The 13,112-nt window shown below is 65.0% G+C and carries 14 protein-coding genes and 1 pseudogene; 10 read left to right on the forward strand and 5 right to left on the reverse strand.

Annotated features, from left to right (window positions below; all coding sequences use genetic code 11):
• Positions 1-435: 435 nt before the first annotated feature.
• On the forward strand, positions 436-732 hold the full coding sequence (locus tag ABL844_RS33045; RefSeq protein WP_418132269.1) for a hypothetical protein: 297 nt from the start codon (positions 436-438) through the stop codon (positions 730-732).
• Positions 733-1,058: 326 nt separating this feature from the next.
• Positions 1,059-1,550: a helix-turn-helix transcriptional regulator gene (locus ABL844_RS33050; RefSeq protein ID WP_418132270.1), complete on the forward strand. Its 492-nt coding sequence runs from the start codon at positions 1,059-1,061 to the stop codon at positions 1,548-1,550.
• Positions 1,551-1,798: 248 nt separating this feature from the next.
• Here the strand turns inward: ABL844_RS33050 and ABL844_RS33055 are convergent, their stop codons facing one another.
• From ABL844_RS33055 to ABL844_RS33065, 3 genes are read right to left on the reverse strand one after another with little or no spacing between them, the layout of a single operon-like run.
• Positions 1,799-2,278 carry an SRPBCC family protein gene (locus ABL844_RS33055; RefSeq protein WP_418132271.1) on the reverse strand — a complete coding sequence of 160 codons (480 nt, stop codon included), beginning with the start codon at positions 2,276-2,278 and terminating at the stop codon, positions 1,799-1,801.
• The gene (locus tag ABL844_RS33060) at positions 2,275-2,616 is read right to left on the reverse strand and encodes an ArsR/SmtB family transcription factor (RefSeq protein ID WP_418132272.1); all 342 of its coding nucleotides are present in this window, start codon (positions 2,614-2,616) and stop codon (positions 2,275-2,277) included. The genes ABL844_RS33055 and ABL844_RS33060 overlap by 4 nt, the downstream gene beginning before the upstream one ends.
• On the reverse strand, positions 2,616-3,263 hold the full coding sequence (locus tag ABL844_RS33065; RefSeq protein ID WP_418132273.1) for a glutathione S-transferase family protein: 648 nt from the start codon (positions 3,261-3,263) through the stop codon (positions 2,616-2,618). Before ABL844_RS33065 ends, ABL844_RS33060 begins: the two co-directional genes overlap by 1 nt.
• 201 nt (positions 3,264-3,464) lie before the next feature.
• Between ABL844_RS33065 and ABL844_RS33070 the strand changes: the two genes are divergently transcribed.
• From ABL844_RS33070 to ABL844_RS33080, 3 genes are all read left to right on the forward strand, one after another.
• The gene (locus ABL844_RS33070; protein WP_418132274.1) at positions 3,465-3,557 is read left to right on the forward strand and encodes an SEC-C metal-binding domain-containing protein; all 93 of its coding nucleotides are present in this window, start codon (positions 3,465-3,467) and stop codon (positions 3,555-3,557) included.
• Positions 3,558-3,751: 194 nt separating this feature from the next.
• Positions 3,752-4,108, forward strand: coding sequence for a hypothetical protein (locus ABL844_RS33075; RefSeq protein WP_418132275.1), 357 nt, complete (start codon positions 3,752-3,754; stop codon positions 4,106-4,108).
• The gene (locus tag ABL844_RS33080; protein ID WP_418132276.1) at positions 4,108-5,979 is read left to right on the forward strand and encodes a RecQ family ATP-dependent DNA helicase; all 1,872 of its coding nucleotides are present in this window, start codon (positions 4,108-4,110) and stop codon (positions 5,977-5,979) included. Before ABL844_RS33075 ends, ABL844_RS33080 begins: the two co-directional genes overlap by 1 nt.
• A 1,132-nt stretch (positions 5,980-7,111) precedes the next feature.
• Here the strand turns inward: ABL844_RS33080 and ABL844_RS33085 are convergent.
• Together ABL844_RS33085 and ABL844_RS33090 are read right to left on the reverse strand one after the other, a co-directional pair.
• Positions 7,112-7,924, reverse strand: coding sequence for a hypothetical protein (locus ABL844_RS33085; protein ID WP_418132277.1), 813 nt, complete (start codon positions 7,922-7,924; stop codon positions 7,112-7,114).
• Between the two features lie 223 nt (positions 7,925-8,147).
• Complete coding sequence (locus ABL844_RS33090; RefSeq protein ID WP_418126374.1) at positions 8,148-8,738, reverse strand: hypothetical protein; 591 nt, start codon at positions 8,736-8,738, stop codon at positions 8,148-8,150.
• A 323-nt stretch (positions 8,739-9,061) separates the two neighbouring features.
• Here ABL844_RS33090 and ABL844_RS33095 point away from each other — a divergent pair.
• The 5 genes and pseudogenes from ABL844_RS33095 to ABL844_RS33115 form a co-directional block, all read left to right on the forward strand.
• A pseudogene (locus ABL844_RS33095) lies at positions 9,062-9,321 on the forward strand (DUF2958 domain-containing protein); the annotation flags it as partial.
• A 377-nt stretch (positions 9,322-9,698) separates the two neighbouring features.
• Entirely contained in the window at positions 9,699-10,472 is a 774-nt protein-coding gene (locus ABL844_RS33100; protein WP_418126375.1) for an enoyl-CoA hydratase/isomerase family protein, read from the forward strand.
• A gap of 135 nt (positions 10,473-10,607) precedes the next feature.
• Positions 10,608-11,249: a TetR/AcrR family transcriptional regulator gene (locus ABL844_RS33105; protein ID WP_418126377.1), complete on the forward strand. Its 642-nt coding sequence runs from the start codon at positions 10,608-10,610 to the stop codon at positions 11,247-11,249.
• Between the two features lie 102 nt (positions 11,250-11,351).
• Positions 11,352-12,323 (forward strand): Bug family tripartite tricarboxylate transporter substrate binding protein, encoded by a 972-nt coding sequence (locus ABL844_RS33110; protein ID WP_418132278.1) that lies wholly within the window; start codon positions 11,352-11,354, stop codon positions 12,321-12,323.
• Positions 12,324-12,333: 10 nt separating this feature from the next.
• Positions 12,334-13,101 (forward strand): SDR family NAD(P)-dependent oxidoreductase, encoded by a 768-nt coding sequence (locus tag ABL844_RS33115; RefSeq protein WP_418132279.1) that lies wholly within the window; start codon positions 12,334-12,336, stop codon positions 13,099-13,101.
• The last annotated feature ends 11 nt before the right edge of the window (positions 13,102-13,112 follow it).

Raw genomic sequence — 13,112 nt, forward strand, 5'->3', positions numbered from 1 at the left:
CGAGATGCCCAACTGCAGTCCGCTCGTCCCCGCGCCAGGCATGCCTCCTGGGGGCGAAGCATCGCTGACTACATAGGCCGCGTTCCCTCAAGAGCCCTGGAGAGGGGGGATTCAACCGGTCGCTGCAACACACCACCGCCGCATGGTCGGAAGGAGTGTTGCAGATGAGAGGAGGCCCGGGACCCGATACATCCATTCGCCATGCCAGGCAGCGGCTCACGGCCGCTGGATCACCCGGTTCCGCGCCGACGTACTTTCCGCCATACCAGGTGGGCGATCTGGGCTACTTCGCCGACGGCGGCACCTTCGCCAACAACCCCTCGACGACGGCGATTGTGGAGGCGATCTACCAAGGTTATGCGAGCGCGACGTCGGACATCGTGATGCTCTCGCTGGGCACCCGGTGTCAATCCGGTGGGCATGCCGACCGGCGCCGTGTCCAACCCTCTGGACTGGGGCGTCACGCATTGGCTGTGGCCGTTCAGCAATGGTGTGATCCCGGCCACGGCACTGCTCAACCTCACGATGGATGCCACTGCGGAACTCGCGGCGCACCAGGCTGCGCAACTGCTCGGCGGCAACTACATGCGCGCCAACGTGCCACTGGCCCAGCCCTTCGGCCTGGACGACTACAAGAACGTGGGCGAGTTGGTGAGTGCGACGCAGAACTACATCGAGAACTCGCCCGATTGGGCCAATGTGCGCACCTGGATGGGGAAGAACTGGAAGTGAACGAGGGGCGTCGCCGTGGCGCTCGACCGTGACCCGCGGGCCCGGACGGCGTAGATTGTCCAGCGTCTCCGGTGGCCGCTGTGGCCCGCGGTTATCGCGCGGCGTGCTCCGTTGCGCAAGTGGTGCGATGAAAGGGCGACGGCACCGCTCCCGCCGCGCATCCAGCCAGCGGCGGCGTGTCGGGTGTTCTGTTCCTACAGTGGGCGCTGCTTCATGATGTGAGGTCAAGGCGTTGCCGTGCAGGGCGAAGACACCCGTCGTTGCAGGAGGGTGTGGATCGGCATAGTATGTCAAATATTTTTGACATCTTTCGGCTGCGACTTTCCGTGAACCTCATCGACATCGGCCATGCCGTGCGGGTGCGACGTACGGAACTGGGCCTGTCCCAGGTGCAGTTGGCACGCCTGAGTGGCTTGTCTCGTCAGACCGTGATCGGCCTGGAAAACGGTGCTCTGAGCGATCTGGGCGTCAATCGTTTAGGGCAGGTGATGGCGGTGCTGGGTTTGGACACCCCCAAACCAGATACGCTGGCGCGGCGCAAGAAGCGCGGCCTGTGGATGGCCGCCAAGACGGCCAGCGTCGGCTATGCGCGCGAACTGGCCCCCGAGGCGCTCGAACAGGTCCTGGCAAGCGGTGACGTGCCGCCTCCATTTGCCCCGCACCTGATGCATTTGCTTGACGAGGCACCCGTGCCGATCATGGTGATGGCCGTGGAGGAGACGGCCTCACGCGCGCACCTGCCTCCAAAACAGATATGGCGAAATGTGGCGAAGCTGGCCGAATCTTTGTCCGTGCATCGGCAAGCGTTGTGGGTATGAATTCAGGATCGCTGGCCGCCGGTGCTACCGACATCGGCGTCGTCACACCTCGCTTGAGCGACACGGCGGCGGACCTGACGCAGGACTACACCGAGCAGCTCGGCGCTTTCGTCAACTGCAGTTCGAGGATGGCGAGGTCGACTTCGTGCGTACGCTGGTTGAGCGCCACACTGCACATTCCAAGAGTTCGATCTGCAGAACGATCTAATGATGCTTACCTCGAGCTTGAACTCAGCCATCGCCTTCCGTCAGTGCTGCAGATACGCAGTGAGCTTGTCGATGATCTCGCGGGTGCCGCGCTCCCGGCTGCCGTTGTCATCGAAGCCGTCGAGGAATGCCCCCTGTTCCGTCATGATCAGCCGGGTCCCTGTGCCCGATGCCTTGAACTCGAGGGTGGCCAGCGAGATCGAGATCTTGCGTGCGTCCAGGTGCATCTCGTAGGTATAGACGATCCGTTCACCGGGAATGATGTCGAAGTAGGTCGCGTCGAACTCGGTCACCATGCCGGATTTCCATTGGCCCTTCAGCCGCTCGCGGCCGCCGACCTTGAAATCCATGGTCCGCTCGACGATCTCCCAGTTGTCGTTGGGTGCGGTGAACCAGCCGTTCTTGCCCTCGATGCTCGCGAAGGCGTCGAATACCCGTTGCGGCCTCACGTCCGCATAGGTGCGTTCGATGGTGAAGACGCCGTGGGCCACGCTGCGGGTCGGTTCGGTCTGAGGGGTCATTTGAGTTCTCCTTCTGGAAAGCGCTTGAGGTGTTCGCCGAGGCGGTCGAGACGCTGGTCCCACTCCGCCCGGCGCCGGTTGAACCACTGCTCGGCCAAGCTGAGCGTGGCGGTATCTATGCGGCAGGTGCGCACCCGCCCGATCTTCTCGGAGCGCACCAGGCCACTGGCCTCCAGCACTGCCAGGTGCTGGACGATGGCCGGCAGCGACATCGCGTAGGGTTCGGCGATCTCACTGACAGTGGCCTGGCCGCGCGACAAGCGCTCCACGATGCCGCGCCGCGTCGGGTCCGCGAGCGCCTGGAACGTCAGGTCGAGATTGGCGGTCGCATGTGGCATCAGCCATTCCTCAAGGGGAAGTACTGGAAGTAGGGTTCGGCCTCGGCCAGCACGCGGGCCACGCTGGGGCGTGCCTTCAGGCGAAGGAGATAAGCCGCGAGTTCGGGCCATTCGCTCAGCCGAACGGCGTGGTCGGCGTAGAACAGCGCCGGCAGGGCTGCACAGTCGGCCATGGTGAAGGATTCGCCCATGGCCCAGGGTCCGCTGATCATGGGGGCGACGAGGTCATAGCCCGATCGGATCTGGCGACGCGCCTGTTCGGCGCCGAAAGGATCATGCTGTCCTTCCGGGCGCAGCCGCTCGGCCACCACTTGCTGGAACGGCGCGTGGATGTAGTTGTCGATGAGGCGATCGATGAGACGAGTCTGCATCGCCCACTCGGGATCGCCGGAAAGCAGAGAAGTGGCGCGGGGCTCGGTGCGCGCCAGGTAGTCGATGATGATGCTCGACTCGGGGATCGTCTTGCCTCGCGCGTCATGCAGCACGGGGAACTTCGCCAGCGGCCAGACCGCTTGGAAGGCGGCACGGTCGGCCGGGTCGCCGAGGTTCACCAGCCGCGGCTCGAAAGCGATGTCGGCTTCATAGAGTGCGATCAGCACTTTCCAGCAGAACGAAGACAACGGGTGGTAGTAGAGGGTGAATGGCATCGCAGGCCAAAACTTAAGAAGATGCTTAAGTATCGAGATTGGCCGGAGAAGCGTCAAGCGGTTTGTCGGGGGCCAGAATCGGGGCCGATGCCCGTTCCGTAGCGTGCTTGCGAAAAATCTACGGCTCGCCGTCGTCGTGCTCACGCTCCATGGCGCTGCGCTGAGCACTCCGATTCCCGTGCACGCGAACTGATGCAGGCGATGCAGCGCAAGATCGGGTGCAACGGTCCTTGTCCCTGCGGCAGTGGCAACCAGTTCAAGAAGTGCGGCGGCGCGGCAGGCGAACTGCGCTGAAGCAGCGCTCTCCGCACGCACCGCATGGCCTGCGCTTGAGGGGATCGGGTGGCTGCCTGCGTCGCGCATGGACCTGCCATGACCTGCTGGGTCTCGACCGAAATCAGAAGCGGCCGGAACGCGCAAATCTCCTACTTCCTCGGCGTCCGGCGGCGCGCAGTCTTGGCGCATCTTCCTATCGAGGCAAAGAGATCATGGCAACCAGCAGCATCCTCGGCGGCGAGCACGCGCCCATCACACCCAAGGGCACCGATGCGGAGAGCCTCGGGCCGAGTGACTCCAGCGACAGCGGCAGCGACGCATCGGGCGACAACCGCGCGGCGGCCGAAGGCGGGCTCGAAATCCCCACCAATGCCGACATACTCCCGGACCGCACAGGTGTCCTCCCGGATGCCGCGGCCGAGGTGGCGAACTCGGTGGACGACCCGGAGGCGCTCAGCGTGCAGGACCTGGCCGACGAAGTCGCAGCCGATCGAGAAGACGAAGAGGAAGCGGGTGGGCGCGAAGAGGGCGGAGAGGGCGGAGAGGGCGAAGGTCGCCGGCACCGCTGATGCCTTCCACCCGCGCCTCTGCCGCCACCGGACAGTGGCCATCCTCCAACCCGCTGAACCGCACCCTGCGCCGCGTGTTCGGGCACACCCGGCTGCGCGCCGGCCAGGCCGAAGTCATCGAGCGGGTCATGCAAGGGCTGTCAACCCTCGCCGTGATGCCCACGGGCGCAGGAAAGTCGCTGTGCTATCAGTTGCCGGCGCTGCTGCTCGAGGGACGCACGGTGGTGGTCTCCCCGCTGATCGCGCTGATGAAGGACCAGTGCGACAAGCTCACAGCCTTGGGCATCCAGGCGATCCAGGTCAACAGCGCCCTTTCCGCGGACGAGCTCGCTGCGGCCGAAACGGCGCTGCGCGATGGCAGCGCGCGCATCGTGCTGACCACACCCGAGCGGCTCGCCGATCACGCCTTCTTGGAGCAGCTCGCGGCCCATCCTGTGGCCCTGGTGGCGGTGGACGAGGCGCACTGCATCTCGCAATGGGGCCATGACTTTCGGCCGGCCTTCCTCGACATCGGCCCTGCCATCCGGGCGCTGGGCACTCCCACCGTGCTGGCGCTCACCGCGACGGCCGGCTCGGAGGTCGCCGCCGACGTGATGAAACACCTCGCGATCCCGCGCGGGGGATTGGTCGAGACGGGCGCCTATCGCGCCAACCTGCACTTCGCGGTGGAGCAGATGCAGCAGGAGGAAGATCGCCAGCGGCGCATCGTGGAACTGGTGCAGCAGGAAGCCGGCAGCGGCATCGTCTATGCCGCCACGGTGAAGGCCGCCGAGCAGGCCTGCGAGCTTCTGCGCGCGCGGAACGAGTCGGTCGCGATCTATCACGGCAAGTTGGGAACGCGCGAGCGCGGGGAAGCACAAGAGCGTTTCATGAGCGGCGCCGCGCGGGTGATGGTGGCGACCAACGCGTTCGGCATGGGCGTCGACAAGCCCGACATTCGCTTCATCGTTCACTGCCAGATGCCGTCGAGTCTGCACGCCTACTACCAGGAAGCGGGGCGCGCCGGCCGCGATGGGCAGCGCGCACGCTGTGTGCTGCTCTTCCAGGCCAAGGACCGGGTGGTTCAGCAGTTCTTTCTGGCCGGAAAATATCCCCAGCTCGAGGACCTCGATGCGGTCTATCGCCAGTTGCTCGCCACGCCGCCCGGGGACGAGGGCTGGACCACCGCCAGCCTCCTCGAGGCATTGGATCGCCCGCGCAGCAAAATGCAGGCGGCTGTCGCTTTGCTGCGGCAGGCAAAGTTGCTGCGCATCGGCCGGCGAGGAGAGATGGCACTTCGACAGAAGGCCGCCTCGCGCGTCGATCTGAGCACGATGCTCGACGCCTACAAGGAGCGCCGGCTGCAGGACCGGCAGACGCTCGAGCGCATGCTGTCGTACGCGCAGACGGGGCAGTGCCGCTGGCAACTGCTGCTGGCCGAACTGGACCCCTCGGCCGAGGCGAAGCGCTGCGGCACATGCGACAACTGCCGTCGTATTGCAGCCCATGAGGCCACGCTGGCGCAGCCGATCCTCGTGGGCACGCCGTCGACAACGGCGGCTGCGGCCGCTGCTGCGAACCCTGAGGCGAAGGCGCGCGCACGCAAACCGGTGCTTTTCGCCGAAAGCGATCCGGTCAAGGTCAGGCGTTTTGGTGCGGGCGTCGTCGTCGCCTCGACGGAGGGATCCGTCACGGTGGCTTTCGAGGATGGCACCCAGCGCTGCATCCATCCGGACTACGTCACCCGTCGTCGCATGCCGCGAAAGTCGGCGAGCTCCGATTCCGAGATCGAGACCGGTGGCCTCTTGGCCAGCCGTGCGTCGGCGCGCGCCCTGGCCAAAAGTAAGCATGCCGGCTTGAGTGCCTCTGCAAGATGGAGTCAGCCCGGCTGAGCGGCTCGACCTGAGCGATAGGCCGCCTCGGATCGTGGGCTCGAAAGCATGGCAACACTGAGCTCAGGTGGGGCCTCGGGACGCTGTCTCCTGGGCAGCTTGAGCCTTCCACCCCCGCAGAACCAGACCATGGCCATTGTTATCAACCGCGGCCATGGTACAGGCTTCGAAAGGTGCTCAAGTCCTGACTGCCTGGAAACAATAAAGTTGGTCGAAAAGAAAAAAGACGATCGAAAAAGGGGCGCCTTGAAGTCCGTCGACGCTTCAATGGAGGGTAAGGCCTCGGAGTAGGCCTATTTTGTGTTTCGGAGGCAGGGACGCGATGGCCCGTGCGGGTGACTTCACGGCTGAGCGTCTGACGTAGTTGTTTCTGCTATTCACTGGGCTCGACGCGAGGTTTCAGCGTTGAGCAGATCGGTGCACCACACGCGATCGCGCATCGATCACTGGGCTGGTTGGCCAGTGCTCAATGCTCAGCGCCGTTCGGCGGGAGACGAGGTTCAGCATCAATGCTTGGTGGCCCTCGTTCGATATGCTGGGCCTGGCCACGGAGTGAACGACATGTCGAAGAGCGGCTCAGCGCGTGTCAGGTCTCCAGATACAGCGGATACGAACAGAGCATCGCGAACGAAGCCCTCTGGCTCAATGCAACGATGTGATCAGAGCGTTTTCACCAGTTCCGGCGCATGCACTGGTGCACGCACAGGCCGTCAAGGTAGCGCGCATCGGGCTTCATGGTGACGGAGATCATCGTGTGAGCCCCGACAACGTGATCAAGATGTTGTGGAAATCCGCGCGGCCGACTTGGTGATCAGCAGCAGTCGCAGGGCGGCCAGCACCGACACGTTGAGCTGGTACTCATAGCCGGCTTGCGCCGCCGCCGCGCCCGAAGTTGGCGTCGACGACGGGGATACCCCCGGCGGCGGGCCGGCCGGCCGGCATCCTCAGTAGAGCTGTTGTGCTTGCGTGGCTCCAAATTCGATGGATGGCATCCGGTGGTGGTTCTTGCCGCGGGGGACGCCCCCCGGGCAATGGGTGCCTGGGTCGGGGGATGCCTGAAGGGTGGGCGAGCCTAGGCCTGCCCACTTGCGCTCCCCGTTGCGCCCATCGAGGGAGAGACCGATCGGCTGCGTTACCGCTCGATGAAGTCCGTCACGGTATCGGCGGCCGTGAACCTGGAGTCGGCGTATTTGGTGGCGAGCAGCAGGCCATACTGTGCGAAGTACACGTTCGTGAACTTCGATTCGCCGCCTGACTCGTGCGTCGCATTGCAAGCGAGCCACACCGCGTTGCCCCGGATTTTGGGGTGGATTTCCGAGGCCGCGCCCAGTCTCTCGGTCGTGCAAGTGACCTTCGACCAGCGGAAGTTGAACTCTTGCAGCGGGAAGGCGTTGCCGTAGTCGACGGAGAACCTGCTTCCCGGCGTGAGCTTGGAGGGATCCAGCTTGAAGGGTTTCACTTCCTTCACGACGGATTCAAAGGTCGTGAGCTTGGCGTTGGTGTACGCGTTCTCCTTCTTGAGGCTGAGAGCGCCCAGGAAGGTCAGCTCGTAGCTTCGATTGACGAGGAAGCCGTTGTTCTCGAGCGTCCTGACATGCTGGAAGAAGCCGTTGCCCAGCGGCTTGTATGTGGCCTGCGGTGCAGTGACTGAGTCTTCGGTCGCGCCGATGTTTCTATAGCGGTGGTCGAACTTGAAGGTGATCTCCTTGAAGTCGGTCGGCCCCGGTGCGCCCACCGCCTTCAAGGTCTCGACATAGCTGGGACGCAGCGCCTGCAAGGTGTAGTTCTTCGCCAGGAAAGCGTCGGGATTTGCATTCGCTTCCTTCACCTCGGTCGGCGGCGTGCCGCAGCCGGCCAAGCTGATGACGGCTGCCATCGACGCCAACGTCATCGGAATGCAAGTTGTCGTCATGCGCTTCGACTTCTTCGTCTCTTGGAATCCCACGATCACTTCCCTCCATTGGTTGTAAAGAGGTGTATCTTAGCCAGCACCGAAGTGCTGCAGGACCATCATCTCCCGACTGGAATCGCGTTGAACCCAGGCTCGGCATGCGTAAACGCAAGGCTTCCTGCGACCTGGGGCAAGCGCTCCTGTGGACGCGCTCGCCGCGCCGCGGCGATGAGACCGGGGACGGGACAGAACGAAAGCGCGGCAATCCCGCGCGCCATCAGAGATTGGCGTTCTTCTTGGATTTGAGCGACGCACTGCATGCGTCGAAATTGTCGAACTCATACTCGAGGTTGATCGAGTACCTGCCAGAACTCGTCGCGATCGCCTCCACGGCGATCCTCGAGACCTGATCGACGGGCGGCGTGGGCGTCCAGAACGCGACGAGCTTGCGCTCCTTCTTGGCGAGCGACATCGTCCAGTCCTTCGGTTCGTTCCAGATGCTTCCGGAGCGCAGGTAGTCGAACTTCTCGGGCGCGCCGTACTTCGCGGTCAGGGCCTCCTGCCAGGAGCGGAAATCGCGCCGGATCTCGTCACCGTAGGCGCTGGATTGGGCGGCCGGCGTCCACGCCGCGATCCGGCACAACCCGGTGGCGGGGCCGAAGATCAACCGGTAGCTGTCAAGGTCGGGATGACCGTTGGGAAGCCGGCTTACCGTGTAGACGCCTTGCTGCTCGGTGGGCTTGAGTTGAGCGACCTTGCCCACGGTCTCGACGGTGTCTCCTGCATTGAGCCCGAAGGGGCCGGCGGCTGCCGCCACGGCTGCAGTGGCCATGCAGATTCCGATCAGCCCTCGTGCTTTTTTCTTCATTGCCTCGCTCCTGTGAATAGAGATCGATCCTAACCAGGTGCGTGCTCGCGATGGCATCCGTTGTTCGTCTTTGCCATTGGAGCGAGTTCACAATCTGGTTGGGGCTGCGGGGCTCGGGAGCGGCTCGCTTCGGCTCGCAATTACCCGAAGAAGGAGAAAAGAAACAAGGCCGCAGTGACGGTGTGTGGCTTGTCGGCGCCTTGATCGTGGCACACCGTTCTCGCCGTCAACGTCTGCACGCGCCTCTCTCATCGCGGCGCGCTGGCGGCCTCAGGGCCGTCTCTCGAAACTGACGGCTGCGCTGCGGCGTGCCGGCAACGGTGCCGAGCCCCGTTGTCAAGCTGTTCGCGCCCGATGCGGGCGCCACCCGGCTGCTCGGCGCCGATCGACCCCTGGGGACCCCGACATCGCGTTCGGCCTGTGCGGTCTCGGGATGGGCCTTCCCGAACTGGGCTGCGTGCGCCTGCCGGGACTGGCGGCCCTGCGCGGCATCCTTTTGGGGCCCAGTGAGCAGAATCTGAATTTCCGCGCCGACCGGCGATGGAGCGCCTATGCGAGACAGGCCCGCATGGCCGCGCGCATCCAGGCCCGAAGGTGCCAGATGCAGACGGGCCATGGGGCATGCGGCATGCGCTGCGGGGTGGGCGGCGAGAGTCACAGCGCCGACGGGCCTGTCGCTCGGCGGCGCTGCCGACGCCTAGAAGTTCTTCAGCGTGTCCCACTGGACCTGCGTGAGGCCGCGTTGGTGGGCCATTTCCGTGTCGTGGCGTTGATTCAATGCGATCACCCGCGGCAGCGAGCGCGGGACGTGGTGCTCTCGACGGCGCGATCGTGGCGAAGGCTGCACCGCCACAGTCCCCATGGGGACAGATGTGTGGGCGGCAACCATTGCCAACGCCTCAGCTTTCACGCACCATTACTTACCGTGCGACAGGTAATTTATTCACACACGAGGCAACCATGGAACTGAAAACCATCCAGCTCACCGTGAGCGAGCGCATCGCGCTCGTCACGCTCAACCGCCCGCCGGTCAACGCCCAGAACGCCGAGTTGCGCAGCGAACTGACCCAGGTGTTCGACGAGCTTTCCGATCGTGAGGACGTCTCGGTGGTCGTTCTCACCGGCAGCGGCAAGACCTTCTCCGCCGGTGCTGACATCCGGGAGCGCCCCAACCTGGGAGCGACGCCGGGCGCCTACGGCCGCCACAACCGTCTGGTGCGTGAGTCGTACTACGCGGTGGTGGAATGCGCCAAGCCCGTCATCGCCGCCATCAACGGCCCGGCAATGGGTGCGGGCTTCGGTCTGGTGATGGCGTCCGACATCTGGGTGGCCTCCGAGGATTGCTTCGTCTCCATGCCCGAGATCAACGTCGGCCTGGCCGGTGGCGTGACCTTCCTGCAAGAAGTGTTCGGCCGCTCGCGTGCACGGCGCATGTTCTACACGGGCATGAAGGTCACCGGCCAGGAGCTGTACCGGCTCGGCTTGGTGGAGGCCTGCCTGCCCGCCGACCAGCTCATGCCGTACGCGATGGAGATCGCTGCCGAGATCGCCTCCAAGAGCCCGATCGCGCTGCGCCTGGCCAAGGAGGCCGCTCGCATGACGCAGGTAATGCCGTCACGCGATGCCTATCGTTACGAGCAGGGGAACACGGTGGCGCTGTCCAAGACGGACGATGCCAAGGAAGCGCAGCGCGCATTCCTCGAGAAGCGCGCACCTGTCTACACGGGGCGCTGACGGCAGTCGCTGCAGGCCTGGCGCCAACACGGTGCGTGCTATTATTTTTTGATCAGCCGTGGGTCGCGCGCAGGGGCCCAACTACGCGCCACCGCCGCCGGCTCCCAGCCAAGAACTTCAAGAGGACCTTCGCCCATGGCCACCCTGTCCAACGCCGCCGAAGCGGCAGATCCGGAACGGGGCTCCAGGCGCAAGTCCGATGTGCGCCAGGAGCAATTGACCGAGATCGCGTGCCGGCTCTTCGCCAAGAAGGGCTATGAGGGCACATCGTTGCGCGACATCGCCGACGAAGCCAAGATCACCAAGGCCGCGCTGTACTACCACTTCCCCAACAAGGAGGCGCTGTACGAGCGCATCGTGCTGGAGTCGATGCAGGCGCTGGTGGATTCGGTGCGCGAGGCGATGTCCCGCGGCAAGGGTCCACTGGACAAGGTGCGCCTGTTCATGGAGGCATCGGCCGACTTCCTGGATCGCAGCCGCGATTCCTGGATCGCGGGTTCCAACGCCTTCTGGTCGGGCAGCGAGGGTGATCCGCGTGCTGGCGCTGTCTACCTGCGCGACGAGTACGAGCACCTCCTGCGCGACTGCATCGCCGAAGCCATTGCGAAGGGGGAAGTCCGCAAGGTCGATCCCGCCATCGCCGGGCGCATGCTGCTGTCGATGCTCAATCACATCTGCCGCTGGCATTCGCCCAAGGGACGCCTGAGCACGCGCGAGGTGATCGAGCAATACCTCGACATGGCCTTCGGCGGCCTGCGCGCGAAACCGCGCGCCTGACCTTCCTTGAACCTGCGGCGCGAACATGCGCTGCACCTCTGGAAGGGTAAACCCGCGCATTAACTTACCGGCCGTTAGGTAAACTGAATTGGAGATTCAGCGATGCGAGTCCTTCGATCAATCCTTCTTTCGGTGTGCTGCGGCATCGTCGCCGCAGTGCCGACGCTGGCCCTGGCGTTTCCCGACAAGCCGGTGCAACTGATCGTCCCGTACGCGGCCGGTGGTCTGACCGACAACCTGGCGCGCCTCATCGCGCCGGCGCTGTCTGCCCGCTGGGGGCAGCCGGTGGTGGTCGACAACCGCAACGGGGGAGGGACCTCGATCGGCACCGCCGCGGCGGCCCGCGCACCCGGCGATGGCTACACGCTGCTGCTCACCGCGTTCGGCTACATCGGCAATCCGCTGCTGATGAAGAACTTGCCGTACGACCCCGCCGCGCTGGTGCCCGTCACCATCGTGGCCGATGCGCCCAGCGTGCTGTTCGTGTCAGCCAAGCTGCCCGTAGACACGGTGCCCCAGCTGATCGCCTACGCGAAAGCCCATCCGAAGGAGGTGGTGTTCGCTTCCTCGGGCAACGGCTCGAGCCCTCACATCGCTGCGGAGCTGCTGGCGTCGCTCACGGGCATCGAAATTGTGCACGCGCCCTACCGGGGCAACGGACCCGCGCTGAACGACCTGCTCGGTGGCCAGGTGCAGGCCATGTTCGATTCCTCCGCCTCGATGTCCTATGTGCGCGCCGGACGGCTCAAGGCGCTTGGCGTGGCCAGTGAAGCGCCCGTGGCACGCCTGCAGGGGATGGTGCCCATCGCGCGCTCGGGCGTGCCGCAGCTTTCGAACTTTGCCGCGGGCGGCTGGTTCGGCTTCTTCCTGCCAAGCAAGACGCCGGCCGAGCTGCAGCAGCGCATCTATGCCGATCTGCGTGCGGTACTGGAGACCCCTGAGGTGCGCGAGGCCATCGAGCGCGCGGGCGTGGAACCCAGGCTCATGACACAACCCGAGTTCGCGGCCTATCTGCGCGCGGAGCACGAGCGCTGGGCACCGGTGATCCGCGAGCGTCGCATCCAGCTTGATTGAGAACGAAGCGATGACCATCTTCCAAGCCGATCCTGGCCGACCGCTCGACCTGCGCGCGCCACGCCTGCAGGGACGGCGCATTCTTGTGACGGGCGCGGCCTCCGGCATCGGTGCCGCGGTGGCCGAACTCTTCGCGTCCGAGGGAGCATGCGTGGCGCTGGCCGACTGCCAGCCGCTTGCCTCCTTGCCGCCGGGCGACACTATTTCCTTGTCCATGGACATCCGCGACGAGGCGTCGGTGGCACGCGGCGTGGCCGAGAGCGTTGCCCGCTTCGGCGGGATTGACGGTGTCGTCAACGCCGCGGGTGTCGCCAACACCGACTTGCTGGCCGACCTGGCGCCTCGCGCATGGCGAGAGGTGATCGACATCAACCTCACTGGCACCTTCCTGGTTTGCCAGGCTTGCGAGCCGCACCTGCGGCGCTGTGCCGGCGCCACGATCGTGAACTTCTCTTCGGGCCAGGGGCTGCAGCCCTTCAAGCGCCGTGGGGCCTATGCCGCGTCGAAGGCTGGGGTCATCTCGCTGACCAAGACGCTGGCGCTCGAATGGGCTCCCATCCGCGTCAATACGATCTGCCCCGGTGCCGTCGACACGCCCATGGTGCGCGGCGGCTACAGCGCCGAGGTGCTGCGCGACGAGGTCGCCCCGCGCTACGCGCTGCAACGCATCGGCCAGCCGCTGGAGATCGCGCATGCGGCGCTCTACCTGAGTTCCCGCGAGTCGTCCTTCGTCACGGGCATCGCCCTGGCCGTCGACGGCGGCCGCAGTTTTCATTGAGACCTCCCCGA

This window comes from Variovorax sp. 278MFTsu5.1 (genome assembly GCF_048305045.1).
Lineage (GTDB): Bacteria > Pseudomonadota > Gammaproteobacteria > Burkholderiales > Burkholderiaceae_C > Variovorax > Variovorax guangxiensis.